We start from the raw sequence: 14,178 nt of genomic DNA, 5'->3' as shown, positions 1-14,178 counted from the left end.
TCTAACTTGGAAGTAAATGACCTCATTGAAGTACGAAACGAGGAAATTGTACCTTGTGATGCTATCCTTATGAGCCAAGAAGCATTGGTAGATTACAGCTTTGTTTCTGGAGAGTCTATCCCCAATACAATTTTCGAAGGTGATAAAATATATGCTGGTGGCAAAATCAAGGGGGTAGCTGTTCAAATGACAGTAATAAAACCCGTTTCGCAAAGCTATTTGACTCAACTATGGAATCATTCTTCCTTTGAGGATAGTGATATGAGCACCCCCTCTCTTATAGATCAAGTGAGCAGATACTTTACTCCCATTGTACTGCTGATTGCGCTAATTTCAGGAGTTTATTGGTCAGTGGTAGATAGTTCTAAAGTACTGTTTGTCATTTCTTCTGTATTAATAGTTGCCTGTCCTTGTGCACTAGCATTGGCCACTCCATTCACATTGAATGCCACTATGAATACTTTGGGCTTTCATAAGATGTACTTGAAAGGCACTCATGTCATTGAAAAATTGTGGCAAATCCAAAAAATAGTTTTTGACAAAACTGGAACCATCACTACAGGCAGTAAACAAAAAGTAGAGTGGATAGGTCGTGAATTGACTAATCATGAGAAAAGTAGCTTACACTCATTAGCTACTCAATCTGTGCATCCATTGAGCTTGCAACTTGCTCAGCACCTTCCACAAATCCAAAAAGGAAAATATTGTATCTGATTATCAGGAAGAAAAAGGAAAAGGCATCTCCGGAATTGTAAATGGATTCGAAATAAGATTGGGGTCTCCAGCTTTTATAGGTTTATCAGTTGACTCATCAAATGCATCCATTATAGCTGTCTCTATTAATCAGGAAATAATTGGGCGTTTTCTAATTCGAACTAAATATCGGTCGGGATTAAACTCAATGATAGACCGTCTCAGTAAATTATTTGACCTTGCCGTTTTATCAGGTGATAATGAAGCTGAACAAGAGAACCTAAACAAAATATTTCCTCAAGGAACAAAAATCAGTTTCAATCAAACACCAGAGAATAAGCTTCATGCTATTGAAGACTTCGAAAAGAAGCAAAAAACAATGATGATAGGTGATGGACTCAATGATGCAGGAGCCTTGAAACGTAGTTTTGTAGGTTTATCCGTGGCAGAGAATATGTCCAACTTTACTCCAGCAAGTGATGTCATTATGCTTGGAGATAAGCTCACGGAATTGCCTAAATTTCTTCAGCTAGTCCAATCATCCAAACGTATCGTTTTAGCTGGATTTGTCGTATCATTCATATACAATATTGTTGGGTTAGCACTGGCGGTGGCAGGATTCATCACTCCCGTAATTGCTGCGATACTCATGCCTATCAGCAGTATTACAGTAGTGGCCTTATCCACACTTGGTGTGAAATTTATTAGTCATAGATTAAATTTGAAGGCATGAAAATTCTAGTAATACTTATTGTAGTCAGCCTTGTGATTGCCCTGGCATTTCTTGCACTCTTCATCTGGTCAGTCAAATCAGATCAATATGAAGATACAGACTCTCCGGCTATGCGGATCCTGTATGACGATAAACCTAAAACGTCGACCGCTTCGAAAAATAAATGATACAGATCATGTTTTCATGTGATCGACTCCTTTAGAAGTACGCACAGACTCCGGTTGATTTGCCATAATTAAAATAAAGACATGGCAACTTCACTGATCAGTAAATACAATATTCCAGGGCCAAGATATACAAGCTACCCTACTGTACCTTTTTGGAATGAAAACCTAAACCTGGAAGGTTGGAAAGGGCAAATCAAAAATGCGTTCAATCTGACTAATAATGATAAGGGTATCAGTCTTTATATTCACCTACCCTTTTGTGAAAGTCTGTGTACATATTGTGGCTGCACCACTCGAATCACCATCAATCATGCAGTTGAAAAACCATATATTGATACTGTATTAAAGGAATGGAAGTTATACCTGGAATTATTCGATGATGTCCCAGAAATTACTGAAATACACCTGGGTGGAGGAACCCCTACGTTCTTCAGTCCTGAAAATTTAGCTCGATTAATTGACGGAATTCGACAAACTTCAATCATCCGTAATGATGCAGAATTTGGATTTGAAGCACACCCAAACAATACCACAGAAGAACACTTAAAAACACTCTACGATCAGGGGTTTCGTCGAGTCAGTTTTGGCATTCAGGACTTCGATCCAAAAGTTCAACATATTATTAACCGAGTCCAGACTTATGAACAAGTAAAAAAGGTAGTGGATCAAGCAAGAAGCATAGGGTACGAATCCATCAACTTCGATTTGATTTATGGGCTCCCCTTGCAAACGGACAATAGCATTAAAGGCACTTTTGAAAAAGTTCAGAAGTTAAGACCCGATCGGATAGCATTTTATAGTTATGCTCATGTCCCATGGGTCAAACCAGGCCAACGTATGTTCACTGAAAAAGACTTACCAAACAATGATGAAAAAAGGAGACTGTACGAATTGGGCAAACAATTACTCCTTGATATTAGATATAACGAATTAGGCATGGATCATTTCGCACTACCTGATGATTCATTGAATGAAGCAGCCAATAGTGGAACTATGCATAGAAACTTTATGGGCTATACCACCAACCATAGTATGCTTTCCATTGGTCTTGGTGTATCGGCCATTGGAGATTCCTGGCTTGGATATGGTCAAAACGAGAAAAAAGTGGAGGTCTATAAAAAAGTGGTTGAAAACAGAGATTTTCCAATTATCAAAACACACATTTTAACCAAACAAGAAGCATTCGTAAGAAGACATATCACCAACCTGATGTGTCAATTCGAGACAAGGTGGGATTTATCAGACACACAGGCAGGACTTTTCGAAAAAGTGGAACCGAGACTTCAAGAAATGATTACTGATGGTTTAGTAACATTTGAACCAGGTCATATTAGCATAACAAAAAAAGGACGCCCATTCGTCAGAAATGCTTGTATGGCCTTAGACATCTTCTTATGGAATGAATCAGAAAAGTCTAACAAATTTAGCCTGACGGTTTGAATATGATCTAAATCATTTTTTGAATTGCTTTTACTCAGATGAAGCACTAACTCAGTATGATACCTTTATAGTGTTAAACAAACATTAATGTCATGCAAACTATTGCCGTCCCATACGATTTCAGTCCATATGCAGCAGCTGCTTTGGATTTTGCTGTTCAGCTTAGCCAAAAGACACAAGCTAAGATTAAACTTATTCATGTCATTGAGTACCCTCTGGCTACTACATTCAATGTTACAGGAGAAGTAGAGCCAGAAGAAACAATGGATAAAATTTTTACTCTACAATTAATTGATAAGGCTAATGTAAAAATGAGAGATGTCCTTCATTCTTATGATGGAAAAGCGGAGATAGATCAAGTCATTCTGATGGGTAATGCCTACGATGGAATAACTGACCAATTAGAAGAACTAGACGCTGATTTGATCGTAATGGGTACCAAAGGCGCTACTGGTCTCAAAGAACTACTTGTTGGATCTAATACTGAGAAAATAGTTAGAAACGCCCATTGCCCAGTCTTGGCCATTCCTGAGAAGTGCAATGCCAGCACCATCAATGATGTCGTTTTTGCAACGGATCTGGATGATACTCACGGAAATATCCTGAAAGCATTCGATGAGTATCGAAAACAATTCAATGCAAAGCTTCATTTGGTTTGGGTAGATACTCCACACAATTCTGTAAATGAAGACCTGGGTAAAGAAAGATTAAAAGAAATAGCACGTAAAAACAACATTGAAAACTACGAGGTACATATTGCTAAAGCCTTTAAGCCAGAAGAAGGGATTCTTTCTTTTAGTTGGCAGATTAAAGCAGGTATGATAGGTATGAGTACCCATAGTCATAAAGGATTGATCCACTTATTTGTCGGAAGTGTGGCAGAAGACGTAGTGAATCACGCTAAAATTCCAGTGTGGACTTGCAGTATAAAATAGAAGGCAATGAAAATTAATAGAATATTAGTCCCTATGGACTACTCTCCATGTGCTGAAAATGCTTTTCGCTCAGCGCTCTTGTTAGCAAAAAAAACAGGATCCAGCATCCATATTGTATCTGTAACACATGTACCTCATTTGCACGCAGAAGCGGTAGGTGCTACTTCCATTATCCAACCGCTCCTTCAGGAGTATCATGAGCAACTTGATGAACAATTTGAAAAACTGATTAGCACAAATGATGTTGGAGAGATAGAAGTTTGTAACACAAAATACAATGCTCCCCTTCACAATGCCATATACAGCTGTACCATTCAAAATGAATGCGATTTGATTATAACTGGAACAAAATCACAACATGGCTGGCTCACCAATCTCCTAGGCAGTAACAGTATGGACATGGTGGAAAGAGCCAAAATACCTGTGCTAGTGATTCCTGAGTCTTGTGAATCTGTTACCTTCAAAAAACTAGGAGTAGCTATAGATTATTCTGATTTTGATGACCCAAATATTCTGGCGCCACTTCGAGATTTTGCAACAGTGAATTTCTCTCAGCTTTGTTTCTTAAACGTAACCTCTAAGCAGCACAAGCTTTTTGTATATGATGATATTAAATTGAGTATTTCTAATTATTTTAATGGTCTTAAACAATCTTATCACACTTTTACTGATAATAGAAAACTTGAAGACATTTTAATGGAAGCCATCAGCGACTTGGAATTAGATATGCTTTTTATGTTACCAAAAAATCACACAGTGCTTGACCGTCTGATTAATAAAAGTCACACTAAAGCCATGGCTTCTAAAACTGACAAACCGATGATGACTATCCACGAAAAAAAATAAAAGTATGAACGGAATATTAATCGCTGTAGTAGCTGCTGCATTCGCCATTTGGGCACTTGTTTCTGTTGCAAAAAGCAATATCAAAAATGATCAAAAGGTTATTTGGTTCGCAGTTGTTATTCTACTGCCTATTCTTGGCCCTATTGTATATTGGTTCAAGCATAAGAAGTAAATAAGAAATGTCTTAAACGGCTTGTAAACTCACTTTTTGATGAATAAATTGATAAAAATATTATCACATGATTTTTATCATGTTTTTGAATGATATAAAAAATTTCACAGACCTGACATAGTAACCTAATTTAGTCTTCAAATTATAAAATCAATTGCCTCATATGGAACTAGAAAAATTCAGTTACGACAATAAAATTGTCAAGTACTTTACTATTGCCTCCATTATTTTCGGAGTGGTGGCTATGCTTGCAGGACTCACTGCTGCTATTCAGTTGTTTTATCCAGCCTTCAATTTCGACTTACAATACACCACTTTTGGTAGAGTCAGGCCGTTGCATACGAACGCAGTAATTTTTGCATTTGTAGGAAATGCGATGTTTGCGGGCGTTTATTATTCGATGCAGCGATTGCTCAAGACTCGAATGTTTAATGATATGCTCTCCTGGATTCATTTCTGGGGTTGGCAATTGATTATCCTGGCAGCTGCAATCACTCTACCGATGGGATTTACAACTAGTAAAGAGTATGCCGAACTCGAATGGCCTATTGATATTGCCATCACCTTGATTTGGGTCGTATTTGGCATCAATATGATCGGGACAATCATCAAAAGACGAGAGCGCCACATGTATGTGGCTATTTGGTTTTATATCGCCACATTCGTAACCGTAGCTGTTTTACATATTGTGAACTCTATGGAAATTCCGGTGACTTTATTCAAAAGTTACTCTTGGTATGCCGGTGTTCAGGATGCACTGGTGCAATGGTGGTATGGTCATAATGCGGTAGCATTCTTCCTCACCACCCCATTCTTGGGTATCATGTACTACTACCTCCCAAAGGCAGCTAACAGACCGGTATATTCTTATCGACTTTCGATTATTCACTTTTGGTCATTGATTTTTATTTATATCTGGGCAGGTCCTCACCACTTATTATACACTTCTTTACCAGATTGGGCACAGTCTTTAGGCGTAGTATTCTCCATCATGCTAATCGCACCGTCTTGGGGTGGTATGTTGAATGGTCTATTGACACTTAGAGGCGCATGGGATCGAGTACGTGAAGATCCGGTGCTTAAATTTATGGTAGTAGCTGTAACCGCCTATGGTATGGCAACCTTCGAAGGTCCGATGCTTTCATTGAAGAACGTAAGCGCCATTGCCCACTATACGGATTGGATTGTGGCTCACGTTCATGTTGGTGGACTAGGTTGGAATGGATTTATCATTTTCGGTATGTTCTACTGGCTAGTTCCTAAAATGTGGAAGACTGAATTGTTCTCAAGAAATTTGGCAAACACACATTTCTGGTTAGGTACATTGGGAATCATTTTCTATGCTTTACCGCTTTATGTTGCAGGTATTACACAAGCATCTATGTGGAAGCAGTTTGATGCAGAAGGCTTTTTAGTTTATAAGAATTTCCTGGAAACTGTAGTCCAAATCTTACCGATGTATATGCTTCGTGCTGTTGGTGGTAGTTTGTATTTAATTGGTGTCCTCATCATGATTTACAACCTCATCAAGACTGCTGGCATGGGATCGTTTGTCAGTGATGAAGAAGCTGAAGCTCCTGCATTAGAAAAGAAAGAAATCACAGGTGGACACTGGCACAGTGTTCTTGAAAGAAAGCCAGTCATTTTTACGACACTTTCTTTAGTAGCAATTCTAATCGGTGGAATCATTGAATTGGTACCCACATTCTTAATTAAATCTAACGTTCCAACTATTGCCTCTGTAAAACCATATACTCCTTTGGAATTACACGGTCGTGACATATACATCAGAGAAGGATGCAACAACTGTCATTCGCAGATGATTAGACCATTCAGATCTGAAACGGAACGATATGGCGAATATTCAAAAGCAGGTGAATTCGTATATGATCATCCATTCTTGTGGGGATCCAAACGAACTGGTCCAGATTTAGCTCGTGAAGGTGTTGGTAAACTAAAGAAATCAGATTCATGGCATTTTTATCACATGCTTGATCCGGCTCAGGTTTCTGAAGGGTCAATCATGCCGCCTTACCCTTGGTTGTTTGAGCAAATGATTGACAAGGAACTGACTGCTGGAAAAATCAGTGCATTAAGAACGGTGGGCGTACCTTATCCTGATGGATATGAGGAGACTGCCAATAGTGAATTGGAAGCTCAGGCTAAAACTATCACTGATAATTTAGCTGCTGAAGATGTAGAGATTTCGGGTGATGCTGAAATTATTGCACTGATCGCTTACTTACAGCGATTAGGAAAGGATATTACTGTTAAAGAATAAAAGGAGGTCATTATGTTTAAATACTATTTCGAACAGGTAAATGGTGTGGCGATTTGGCCAATTATTTCCTTATCTATCTTTTTCATCTTTTTTGTTGGGCTACTTTGGTGGGTTTTCAAAGGAGTTAATAATTCATACATTGATGAAATGAAAAATCTTCCGATCAATAAAACCCCTAAATCTTAATCACATGAATCAATTTAAAACATATATAAAGGGACTGGGAGCTTTTTTGATGTTGCTCCTTACAGGTCCAGCTTCATTCGCACAAAGCGACATCGCTACTTCAATGAACTCAATTGACTCTTCCAAAATCATGATTGTATTGGTTTTGGTGGTTATGCTTTTGGTTTTACTCGTGGCCTTTTACTTACTTGTTATTCTTCGAGTAATGGTTAGAGAAGATGCCATAAGAAAAGCCAAAGAAAAGGGCATTGAATATATAGAAGAGCCAAGTGCCTGGTCTAAGTTTTATGCAGGGCTGACGGATGCTGTTCCGATTGATAAAGAAGCGACTATCGAACTCGACCATGATTACGATGGTATCCGAGAATTAGACAATCATTTACCACCCTGGTGGAAATATATGTTCTACGCGTCGATCGTTTTTGCAGTGGTTTATATGTTCATGTACCACATCAGTGGTTCACTTCCTCTGCAAACGCAAGAATATGAGATCGCTATGGCCGAAGCTCAAGCAAATATGAGCGAAGCAGAAGCAGGTAGCTCTATAGACGAATCAAACATAGTGTTTTCTGATGACCCTGCAGTGCTAGCTAGCGGAAAGACGGTATACGAACGTAATTGTGTAGCTTGTCACAAAGCAGCTGGTGAGGGCGGAATTGGCCCCAATCTTACAGATGATTACTGGTTGCACGGAGGAAGTATTCAGGACATTTATAATACTATCAAAGATGGAGTTCCCGATAAAGGAATGATTGCTTGGGGCGATGTCCTCTCTCCTAGCAAGATGAATGATGTTAGTTCGTATATAGAAACTTTGAAAGGAACAAACCCTGCCAATGCAAAAGCACCGCAGGGAGAGCTATATAAAGCTGAAGTTTCCGAAGAAATTCCTGCAGAATAACTATATGGAAAACCATTATGAGTTTGAAGAAGAGTACCGAAACACGATATCTACTGTAGACGAATCTGGTAAAAGAGTATGGATTTACCCTAAAAAACCAAAGGGCAAATTTCATAATTACAGAATTGTAGTAACGGTCATACTTTTAGGGCTATTGTTCTCTGGTCCATTCATAGAAATTGGAGGACATCCCCTACTTCTTCTAAACATATTTGAACGAAAATTTGTAATCCTGGGGCAGGCATTCTGGCCCCAGGATTTCTTTTTGTTGGCTTTATTGGCTGTCACCTTTTTTGTGTTCATCATTTTGTTTACCGTAGCCTTTGGTCGCGTTTGGTGTGGTTGGGCTTGCCCTCAAACACTCTTCATGGAAATGGTATTTCGAAAGATTGAATACTGGATAGAAGGAGACGCTAATCAACAAAGAAAACTCAATGCCGCACCTTGGAATGCATCCAAAGTTTGGAAAAAATCTTTAAAGCATTTTATCTATTTGGCTTTTTCCATATTGATCTCTCACACGGTAATGGCTTATTTAATTGGAATTGAACAAGTCAAAGAAATAATATCTCAACCGCCAACCGCTCATATGAGTGGGTTCATTGGACTTGCTGTTTTTACCGGTATTTTCTACTGGGTTTTTGCCTATTTCAGAGAACAGGCTTGTGTCACGGTTTGTCCTTATGGAAGATTGCAAAGTGTATTAATCGTAAAGGAAACGATGGCAGTCATGTATGATTGGTTGAGAGGCGAGCCACGAACAAAGATCAAGAAGAGCGAACAAAAATCAGATGCCGGGGATTGTATAGACTGCAAGCTTTGTGTACATGTCTGCCCTACAGGAATAGATATTCGTAATGGCACTCAACTGGAATGTGTGAATTGTACAGCCTGTATGGATGTGTGCGATGAAGTAATGACCAAAATCAAAAAACCTAAAGGGTTGATCCGATTGTCCTCACATACGGCTATAGAGACTGGTCAGAAAAAGCTTTTCACGCCACGAGTGGCAGGCTATTCAATTGTTCTATTGGCTATGATGGTGTTTTTGTCTTTCATGCTTGTCTCTAGGTCTGATGTAGAAATTACAGTATTGAAAGTACCTGGCACACTCTATCAAAAAACAGATGATGGGCAAATTTCAAACCTCTACAATATTCAATTTGTCAACAAGACCTTTGAGGAATTAGAATTAGAATTAAAGGTATTGAATTTGAAAGAAGCCCATATCGACCGAGTGGGTACACAAAACATTGTTATTCCAGCCAATGACAAATATGAAGGTGTCTTTTTCATTAAAATGCCAACATCAAACATCACCAAAACTAAATCAAGTATCGACATTGGTGTTTTTAAAGATGGTGTCATGATAGACGAAATCGACACCAAGTTTTTAGGACCAGTAAAAATGAAATAATGAATTGGGGAAAGAGTATAGTGTTAGCCTTTGTGCTATTTGCAGGAGTTATTATTACCATGGTGGTCATTTCCATGCAGCACGATGTAAATCTCGTGGCTGTAAATTACTACGAAGAGGAATTGGCCTATGAGGATCAAATGAACAGGATTAGGAATTTTGAAAGTCTCCCTGACAAACCAATAGTGAAAAGAGATGGCGGTCAAATCGTATTGAGTTTTCCAAGTGAAGTTGCAGACCAAATGAAAAATGGAGAAATTCATTTTTTCAGGCCTTCGGATCACAAATTTGATAAAAAAATAAAAATCAAATTAGACGAGCAAAACAGTCAGGTATTTCCAGTTTCAGCATTTGGCTCAGGTTTGTGGAAAACCAAACTCCATTGGAATACTGAAAACAAGGAGTATTTTTCCGAACAAAAAATAGTCCTCTAATGCACTGGACGGCTCTATTTCTTGGTTTTGTAGGAAGTCTACATTGCGTAGTGATGTGTGGCCCCATTGCATTGGCTCTTTCTGGTCAGTCATCCTTATCAAGATTTCTCACCAGTCGCATACTCTACAACATAGGAAGAGTATTAACTTACGCATTTATTGGCTTGTTATTTGGCCTTCTGGGCGAGTTGGTGTCATTTGGAGGGTATCAACAAGCCTTTTCCATAGGCATGGGGTTATTCATGATTATGGTAGCCTTGGCTGTATCCAGTTCGATCAGAGGGAAAGTATACCAACCCATGTATAAGCTGGCCCAAGGCCTAAAAAAAACACTGGCAAAATGGCTTCATACCAACAAGCTATCCGGCACCTTCCTACTTGGTATGCTGAATGGATTTCTTCCTTGTGGATTAGTATATGCCGCCGTGGCAGGCGCACTAGCAACAGCTAGTTTTCTCGAAGGCACCAAATACATGGTGATTTTTGGTCTAGGCACATTTCCTGCCATGTTACTTGTAGCTATTTCTGGAAGGGCTTTTCAAAAACTTTCCTTTATTAATTTGAACAAACTCTCCACCATTTTCATCTTTTCATTAGGTTGTCTTCTCATTGTGCGAGGACTTGATTTAAACATTCCCTATTTGAGTCCAGCGATATCTTTTCTTTATCCTACTGCGGACATTACCGTTTGCGATTAATTTATTAACAAAGAATATATCGGTATGTTCTACACATTTATTGAATTCGAATTAAATTGAAGTAAATATTTAACCACCAACGCGAAGAACTTCATGAAGCTATTTTTAAAAGTCCTAAAGATTGGCCTTCTCATTTTTTTCATAACATTCGGTATACTAGCTTTTAGCGGATGGATATTACAAGAACGAATTACTAACTATGCGATTGAAGAAATAGGTAGTTTTTTTGATGCACCATTGGGCAAAAAAAAGGTGAGTTTCTCTTTGATCAAGGATTTTCCTTATGGAAGTATTCAATTTGAAGATTTATGGTTAGGCGCTTATGTGTGGGATCAAAACCATGAAATCGTAGGAATAGATACGTTAGCTAAAATGCAAAACTTGTCTATAGCTATCAACACAAAAGAGATGCTAAACGGTGTATTCAACATCCGAAATGTTGAAATTCAAAATGGCTATTTAAGATACGAAATCGACACACTTGGAGGCACTAACTTTGATTTTCTTATGAGTTCGGATACTGTGATAGTAGAAGAAGATATCGAATCAGAACCTTTGGATCTGAATGCAGAAGGAATCAAACTAAGTAACTTCTCCTTGATTTATAAAGACGATCAACAAAAGATAAAAAGCAAAGTCTACATCCCTAAAATCAATGGGGCAGTCAGACTCAAAGATCCAAAGGCTTTTGCGCACTTCAAAGGGGATCTAGAAATCACAGCGCTTGACATCGAAGACACCCATTTGGACCGTATGAAGAAAGCCAATCTATCCGTCAACTTGACTTATAAAACCGATACATTGGAGTTTGAATCTTTAAAAATTCAAACAGCAGAAATTAATGTATCCTCTCAAGGCAAATTAATCCTTGGAGATCAAATCTACGCCAACTTAAATACCACTATCAAAGCGCCAAGTTTGGCTAAACTCACTAAGTATGCTCCGGATGGAATCTTAGCCTCTAACGGCATCAATCAGCTTTCCGGAAGTTTAGATATGACGTCCAGAGTCGAAGGAATGCTGGGAGAAGATGAGCTTCCTCATTACGAAATTGCGCTCAAGTATGAAAAAGGTAGTATAAAGTATGAAAACTATCCATTGATTTACAATATCGCAGTAGATACTGAAGTAACGAACGGCGCACAAAACAACAATACCACCACAGCCATCAAACTATCTGAATTGGCCGCCAGCATAAGTGGCAATAAAATGGTAATCAGTGGTGATTTCAGCAACCTGGACAGATTAAAATATAACCTAAAATCAAGTTTGGAGCTAGATTTTGATGAATCAAAAGAAATCATTCCAGATTCGATCGCTCAAGATATTGGTGGCAAAATAAATCTTCAGCTCGCTACAAAAGGTACAGCTCCAGATTCTGTAACGAGTGACTTCGTGAAATCTGCATTAGCTCATACCATCGCAGATGTAACATTCGAAAATTTTAAACTTAAAATGGATGAATCGATTCATTTGAAAAAAATGAATGGTAAACTAAGCTATTCTGACAATAGCATAAGTTTGAAAAACCTGAGTACATATTTGCCCGAGTATAAAGTTGAATTAATAAAAAATAGCTTTGATCTGAGATTCGATGGCGACCCGATGAAGCCTGAAACATTGAACATAAATATTCCATCCTTTCATCTGGCCACTACAGAAGGAACTGTAGATGGTTCTGCTAAACTAAATCAACTCAAACACTTAGAATTTGTCGCCAACAATCGTCTGGACTTGGATCTTTCTAAAATCAAGAGATTCACATCAGATACTTTGGTCAATGATATGAGTGGATCAATACAAGCTTCTATTCAGACAAAAGGAAAGCTTAATATTGAGAAAATGAGTGATAGCGAAATCGAAGCCATCTTGTATGACAATACCAATATAGAGCTGAAACTCAGCCAAGTATATTTAGATATGAAAGATACGCTAATGAATGTGAAAAACCTTCGAGGCAAAATCACCAAAAACCATCACAATATTGCTATCAACGGCTTGAAAGGTGGCTACCAAGGCATTTCATTTGATATACAAACCACAGTAGAAAATGCCATTAATACGGCACTCAGAAATCAACCTGGCACACTCAAAGTGAATAGCGATATTAAGCTGGGAGATTTAGACTACCGTGCATTGGCTGCTTTCATACCACAGGAAGCTGAACAAGCTCCCTCTCCTGAGAAAGCAGAGCCTATCCATTGGAATTATGAAATCACAGGAGAGGCATCGATAAAAAGCTTCACTTACGACGATTCAAGGGTCGAAGGCATTAGTGCCAGTTTCAACGCAAATGATGCCAATAATCTTGCAAAAAGCACCATAGAGGTGAAAAAAACTCGCTATGGTCAAACAGCTGCGGTAAACAATCTCACTACCAAATTGGAAGTAGATTTATCTAACATGGAAGTAAAAGGTAAACTAGCCATTAGTGATATAAAATATGAAGATGCCATATTGGATGACATTTCTGCGTTGTATAATGTGAGTGACACCGTATATACTATTGATCAATTTAAGTTTAACGGATTTGGCGGAAAGACCACATCATCTTTTCAATTTCACATGAAACCAGAGGATGAAATGGAAATTGAAATGAAAAGCAACATTTCCGAATTGAATGTCAGAAGATTGATGAAGGAAATGAAAAATTTCGATCAAAAAGAAATGACTTATGAGCAATTGAATGGTTTTGTATCTTCAGACAATTTATTCTTAAGAATGGTGATGATCGGTGATTCAATTGTCTATGACGATTTGAGAATGACCTGTGATCTTAAATTTCATGATGGTGGGATATATCACTATCCATACGTTCAGGATATGGCCCAGTATTTGCCTAAAGTAAGCAACCTGGATACGATGCGATTTAAAACAATTGATACCCACATGTTCTTATTTAAAGATGCAGTCTATGTACCAAGTACCTATGTAGTCACTAGTGTTTTTGATGTGGAAGTGATGGGTATGCAGAGCTTTGGAGAAGTGTTTGAATATCATGCAGGTGTGAATATCTTTCAAGTATTGGGTAAAAACAAAAAATTCAATCTGGAAGACAAAGGACCTGTGAAAGAAAAGAAAATGATCAGAAGAATGATTATCGGAAAAGATGGTGATTTTACCAATGAAAATAGTAGTCCTGGGAAAAGAACAACCATGGAAACCAAAATAAAAACGCAGGAAAAAGTATTGGAATTCCGATTCCAGCCAAAAGCATTTAATTTTGATACAGGTGCCGAAGGCATATAATTTTAACTATTAAAACAATATAATCA

The 14,178-nt window shown here is 38.2% G+C and carries 13 protein-coding genes; all 13 read left to right on the top strand.

The window, feature by feature from the left end:
• On the top strand, positions 1-714 hold a 714-nt coding region (locus ACOQO5_RS07660), incomplete at its 5' end, for an HAD-IC family P-type ATPase (RefSeq protein WP_420581103.1).
• Positions 668-1,426, top strand: a complete 759-nt coding sequence (locus ACOQO5_RS07655) for an HAD-IC family P-type ATPase (protein ID WP_420581102.1) — start codon at positions 668-670, stop codon at positions 1,424-1,426. The genes ACOQO5_RS07660 and ACOQO5_RS07655, both read left to right, overlap by 47 nt.
• Entirely contained in the window at positions 1,423-1,593 is a 171-nt protein-coding gene (ccoS, locus tag ACOQO5_RS07650) for a cbb3-type cytochrome oxidase assembly protein CcoS (protein ID WP_420581101.1), read from the top strand. The genes ACOQO5_RS07655 and ccoS overlap by 4 nt, the downstream gene beginning before the upstream one ends.
• Positions 1,594-1,674: 81 nt before the next feature.
• Positions 1,675-3,033, top strand: coding sequence for an oxygen-independent coproporphyrinogen III oxidase (gene hemN, locus ACOQO5_RS07645; RefSeq protein ID WP_420581100.1), 1,359 nt, complete (start codon positions 1,675-1,677; stop codon positions 3,031-3,033).
• Positions 3,034-3,125: 92 nt separating this feature from the next.
• On the top strand, positions 3,126-3,968 hold the full coding sequence (locus ACOQO5_RS07640) for a universal stress protein (RefSeq protein WP_420581099.1): 843 nt from the start codon (positions 3,126-3,128) through the stop codon (positions 3,966-3,968).
• Positions 3,969-3,974: 6 nt separating this feature from the next.
• The gene (locus tag ACOQO5_RS07635; RefSeq protein ID WP_420581098.1) at positions 3,975-4,814 is read left to right on the top strand and encodes a universal stress protein; all 840 of its coding nucleotides are present in this window, start codon (positions 3,975-3,977) and stop codon (positions 4,812-4,814) included.
• 4 nt (positions 4,815-4,818) lie between these two features.
• Positions 4,819-4,986, top strand: a complete 168-nt coding sequence (locus ACOQO5_RS07630) for a PLDc N-terminal domain-containing protein (RefSeq protein WP_420581097.1) — start codon at positions 4,819-4,821, stop codon at positions 4,984-4,986.
• A gap of 163 nt (positions 4,987-5,149) precedes the next feature.
• A complete protein-coding gene (gene ccoN / locus ACOQO5_RS07625) occupies positions 5,150-7,267 on the top strand; it encodes a cytochrome-c oxidase, cbb3-type subunit I (RefSeq protein WP_420581096.1) in 2,118 nt (705 codons plus the stop codon).
• Between the two features lie 190 nt (positions 7,268-7,457).
• Positions 7,458-8,354, top strand: coding sequence for a cbb3-type cytochrome c oxidase N-terminal domain-containing protein (locus ACOQO5_RS07620; RefSeq protein WP_420581095.1), 897 nt, complete (start codon positions 7,458-7,460; stop codon positions 8,352-8,354).
• A gap of 4 nt (positions 8,355-8,358) precedes the next feature.
• Positions 8,359-9,771 (top strand): cytochrome c oxidase accessory protein CcoG, encoded by a 1,413-nt coding sequence (gene ccoG, locus ACOQO5_RS07615; protein ID WP_420581094.1) that lies wholly within the window; start codon positions 8,359-8,361, stop codon positions 9,769-9,771.
• Positions 9,771-10,205, top strand: a complete 435-nt coding sequence (locus ACOQO5_RS07610) for a FixH family protein (RefSeq protein WP_420581093.1) — start codon at positions 9,771-9,773, stop codon at positions 10,203-10,205. The genes ccoG and ACOQO5_RS07610 overlap by 1 nt, the downstream gene beginning before the upstream one ends.
• Positions 10,205-10,903: a sulfite exporter TauE/SafE family protein gene (locus ACOQO5_RS07605; RefSeq protein ID WP_420581092.1), complete on the top strand. Its 699-nt coding sequence runs from the start codon at positions 10,205-10,207 to the stop codon at positions 10,901-10,903. Before ACOQO5_RS07610 ends, ACOQO5_RS07605 begins: the two co-directional genes overlap by 1 nt.
• A 93-nt stretch (positions 10,904-10,996) precedes the next feature.
• Positions 10,997-14,152, top strand: coding sequence for a hypothetical protein (locus ACOQO5_RS07600; RefSeq protein ID WP_420581091.1), 3,156 nt, complete (start codon positions 10,997-10,999; stop codon positions 14,150-14,152).
• Positions 14,153-14,178: the final 26 nt, after the last annotated feature.

The sequence above is a fragment of the Reichenbachiella sp. genome, from assembly GCF_965223055.1.
Lineage (GTDB): Bacteria > Bacteroidota > Bacteroidia > Cytophagales > Cyclobacteriaceae > Reichenbachiella.
Note: the sequence above shows the minus strand (reverse complement) of the source record. Positions and strands in the feature narration are given on the sequence as shown.

Coding starts and splice junctions, on each gene's coding strand:
- ACOQO5_RS07605 (WP_420581092.1), top strand. CDS start 10,205: ATGCACTGGACGGCTCTATTTCTTGGTTTTGTAGGAAGTCTACATTGC.
- ACOQO5_RS07620 (WP_420581095.1), top strand. CDS start 7,458: ATGAATCAATTTAAAACATATATAAAGGGACTGGGAGCTTTTTTGATG.
- ACOQO5_RS07635 (WP_420581098.1), top strand. CDS start 3,975: ATGAAAATTAATAGAATATTAGTCCCTATGGACTACTCTCCATGTGCT.
- ACOQO5_RS07640 (WP_420581099.1), top strand. CDS start 3,126: ATGCAAACTATTGCCGTCCCATACGATTTCAGTCCATATGCAGCAGCT.
- ccoG (WP_420581094.1), top strand. CDS start 8,359: ATGGAAAACCATTATGAGTTTGAAGAAGAGTACCGAAACACGATATCT.
- ACOQO5_RS07610 (WP_420581093.1), top strand. CDS start 9,771: ATGAATTGGGGAAAGAGTATAGTGTTAGCCTTTGTGCTATTTGCAGGA.
- ccoN (WP_420581096.1), top strand. CDS start 5,150: ATGGAACTAGAAAAATTCAGTTACGACAATAAAATTGTCAAGTACTTT.
- ACOQO5_RS07630 (WP_420581097.1), top strand. CDS start 4,819: ATGAACGGAATATTAATCGCTGTAGTAGCTGCTGCATTCGCCATTTGG.
- hemN (WP_420581100.1), top strand. CDS start 1,675: ATGGCAACTTCACTGATCAGTAAATACAATATTCCAGGGCCAAGATAT.
- ACOQO5_RS07600 (WP_420581091.1), top strand. CDS start 10,997: ATGAAGCTATTTTTAAAAGTCCTAAAGATTGGCCTTCTCATTTTTTTC.
- ccoS (WP_420581101.1), top strand. CDS start 1,423: ATGAAAATTCTAGTAATACTTATTGTAGTCAGCCTTGTGATTGCCCTG.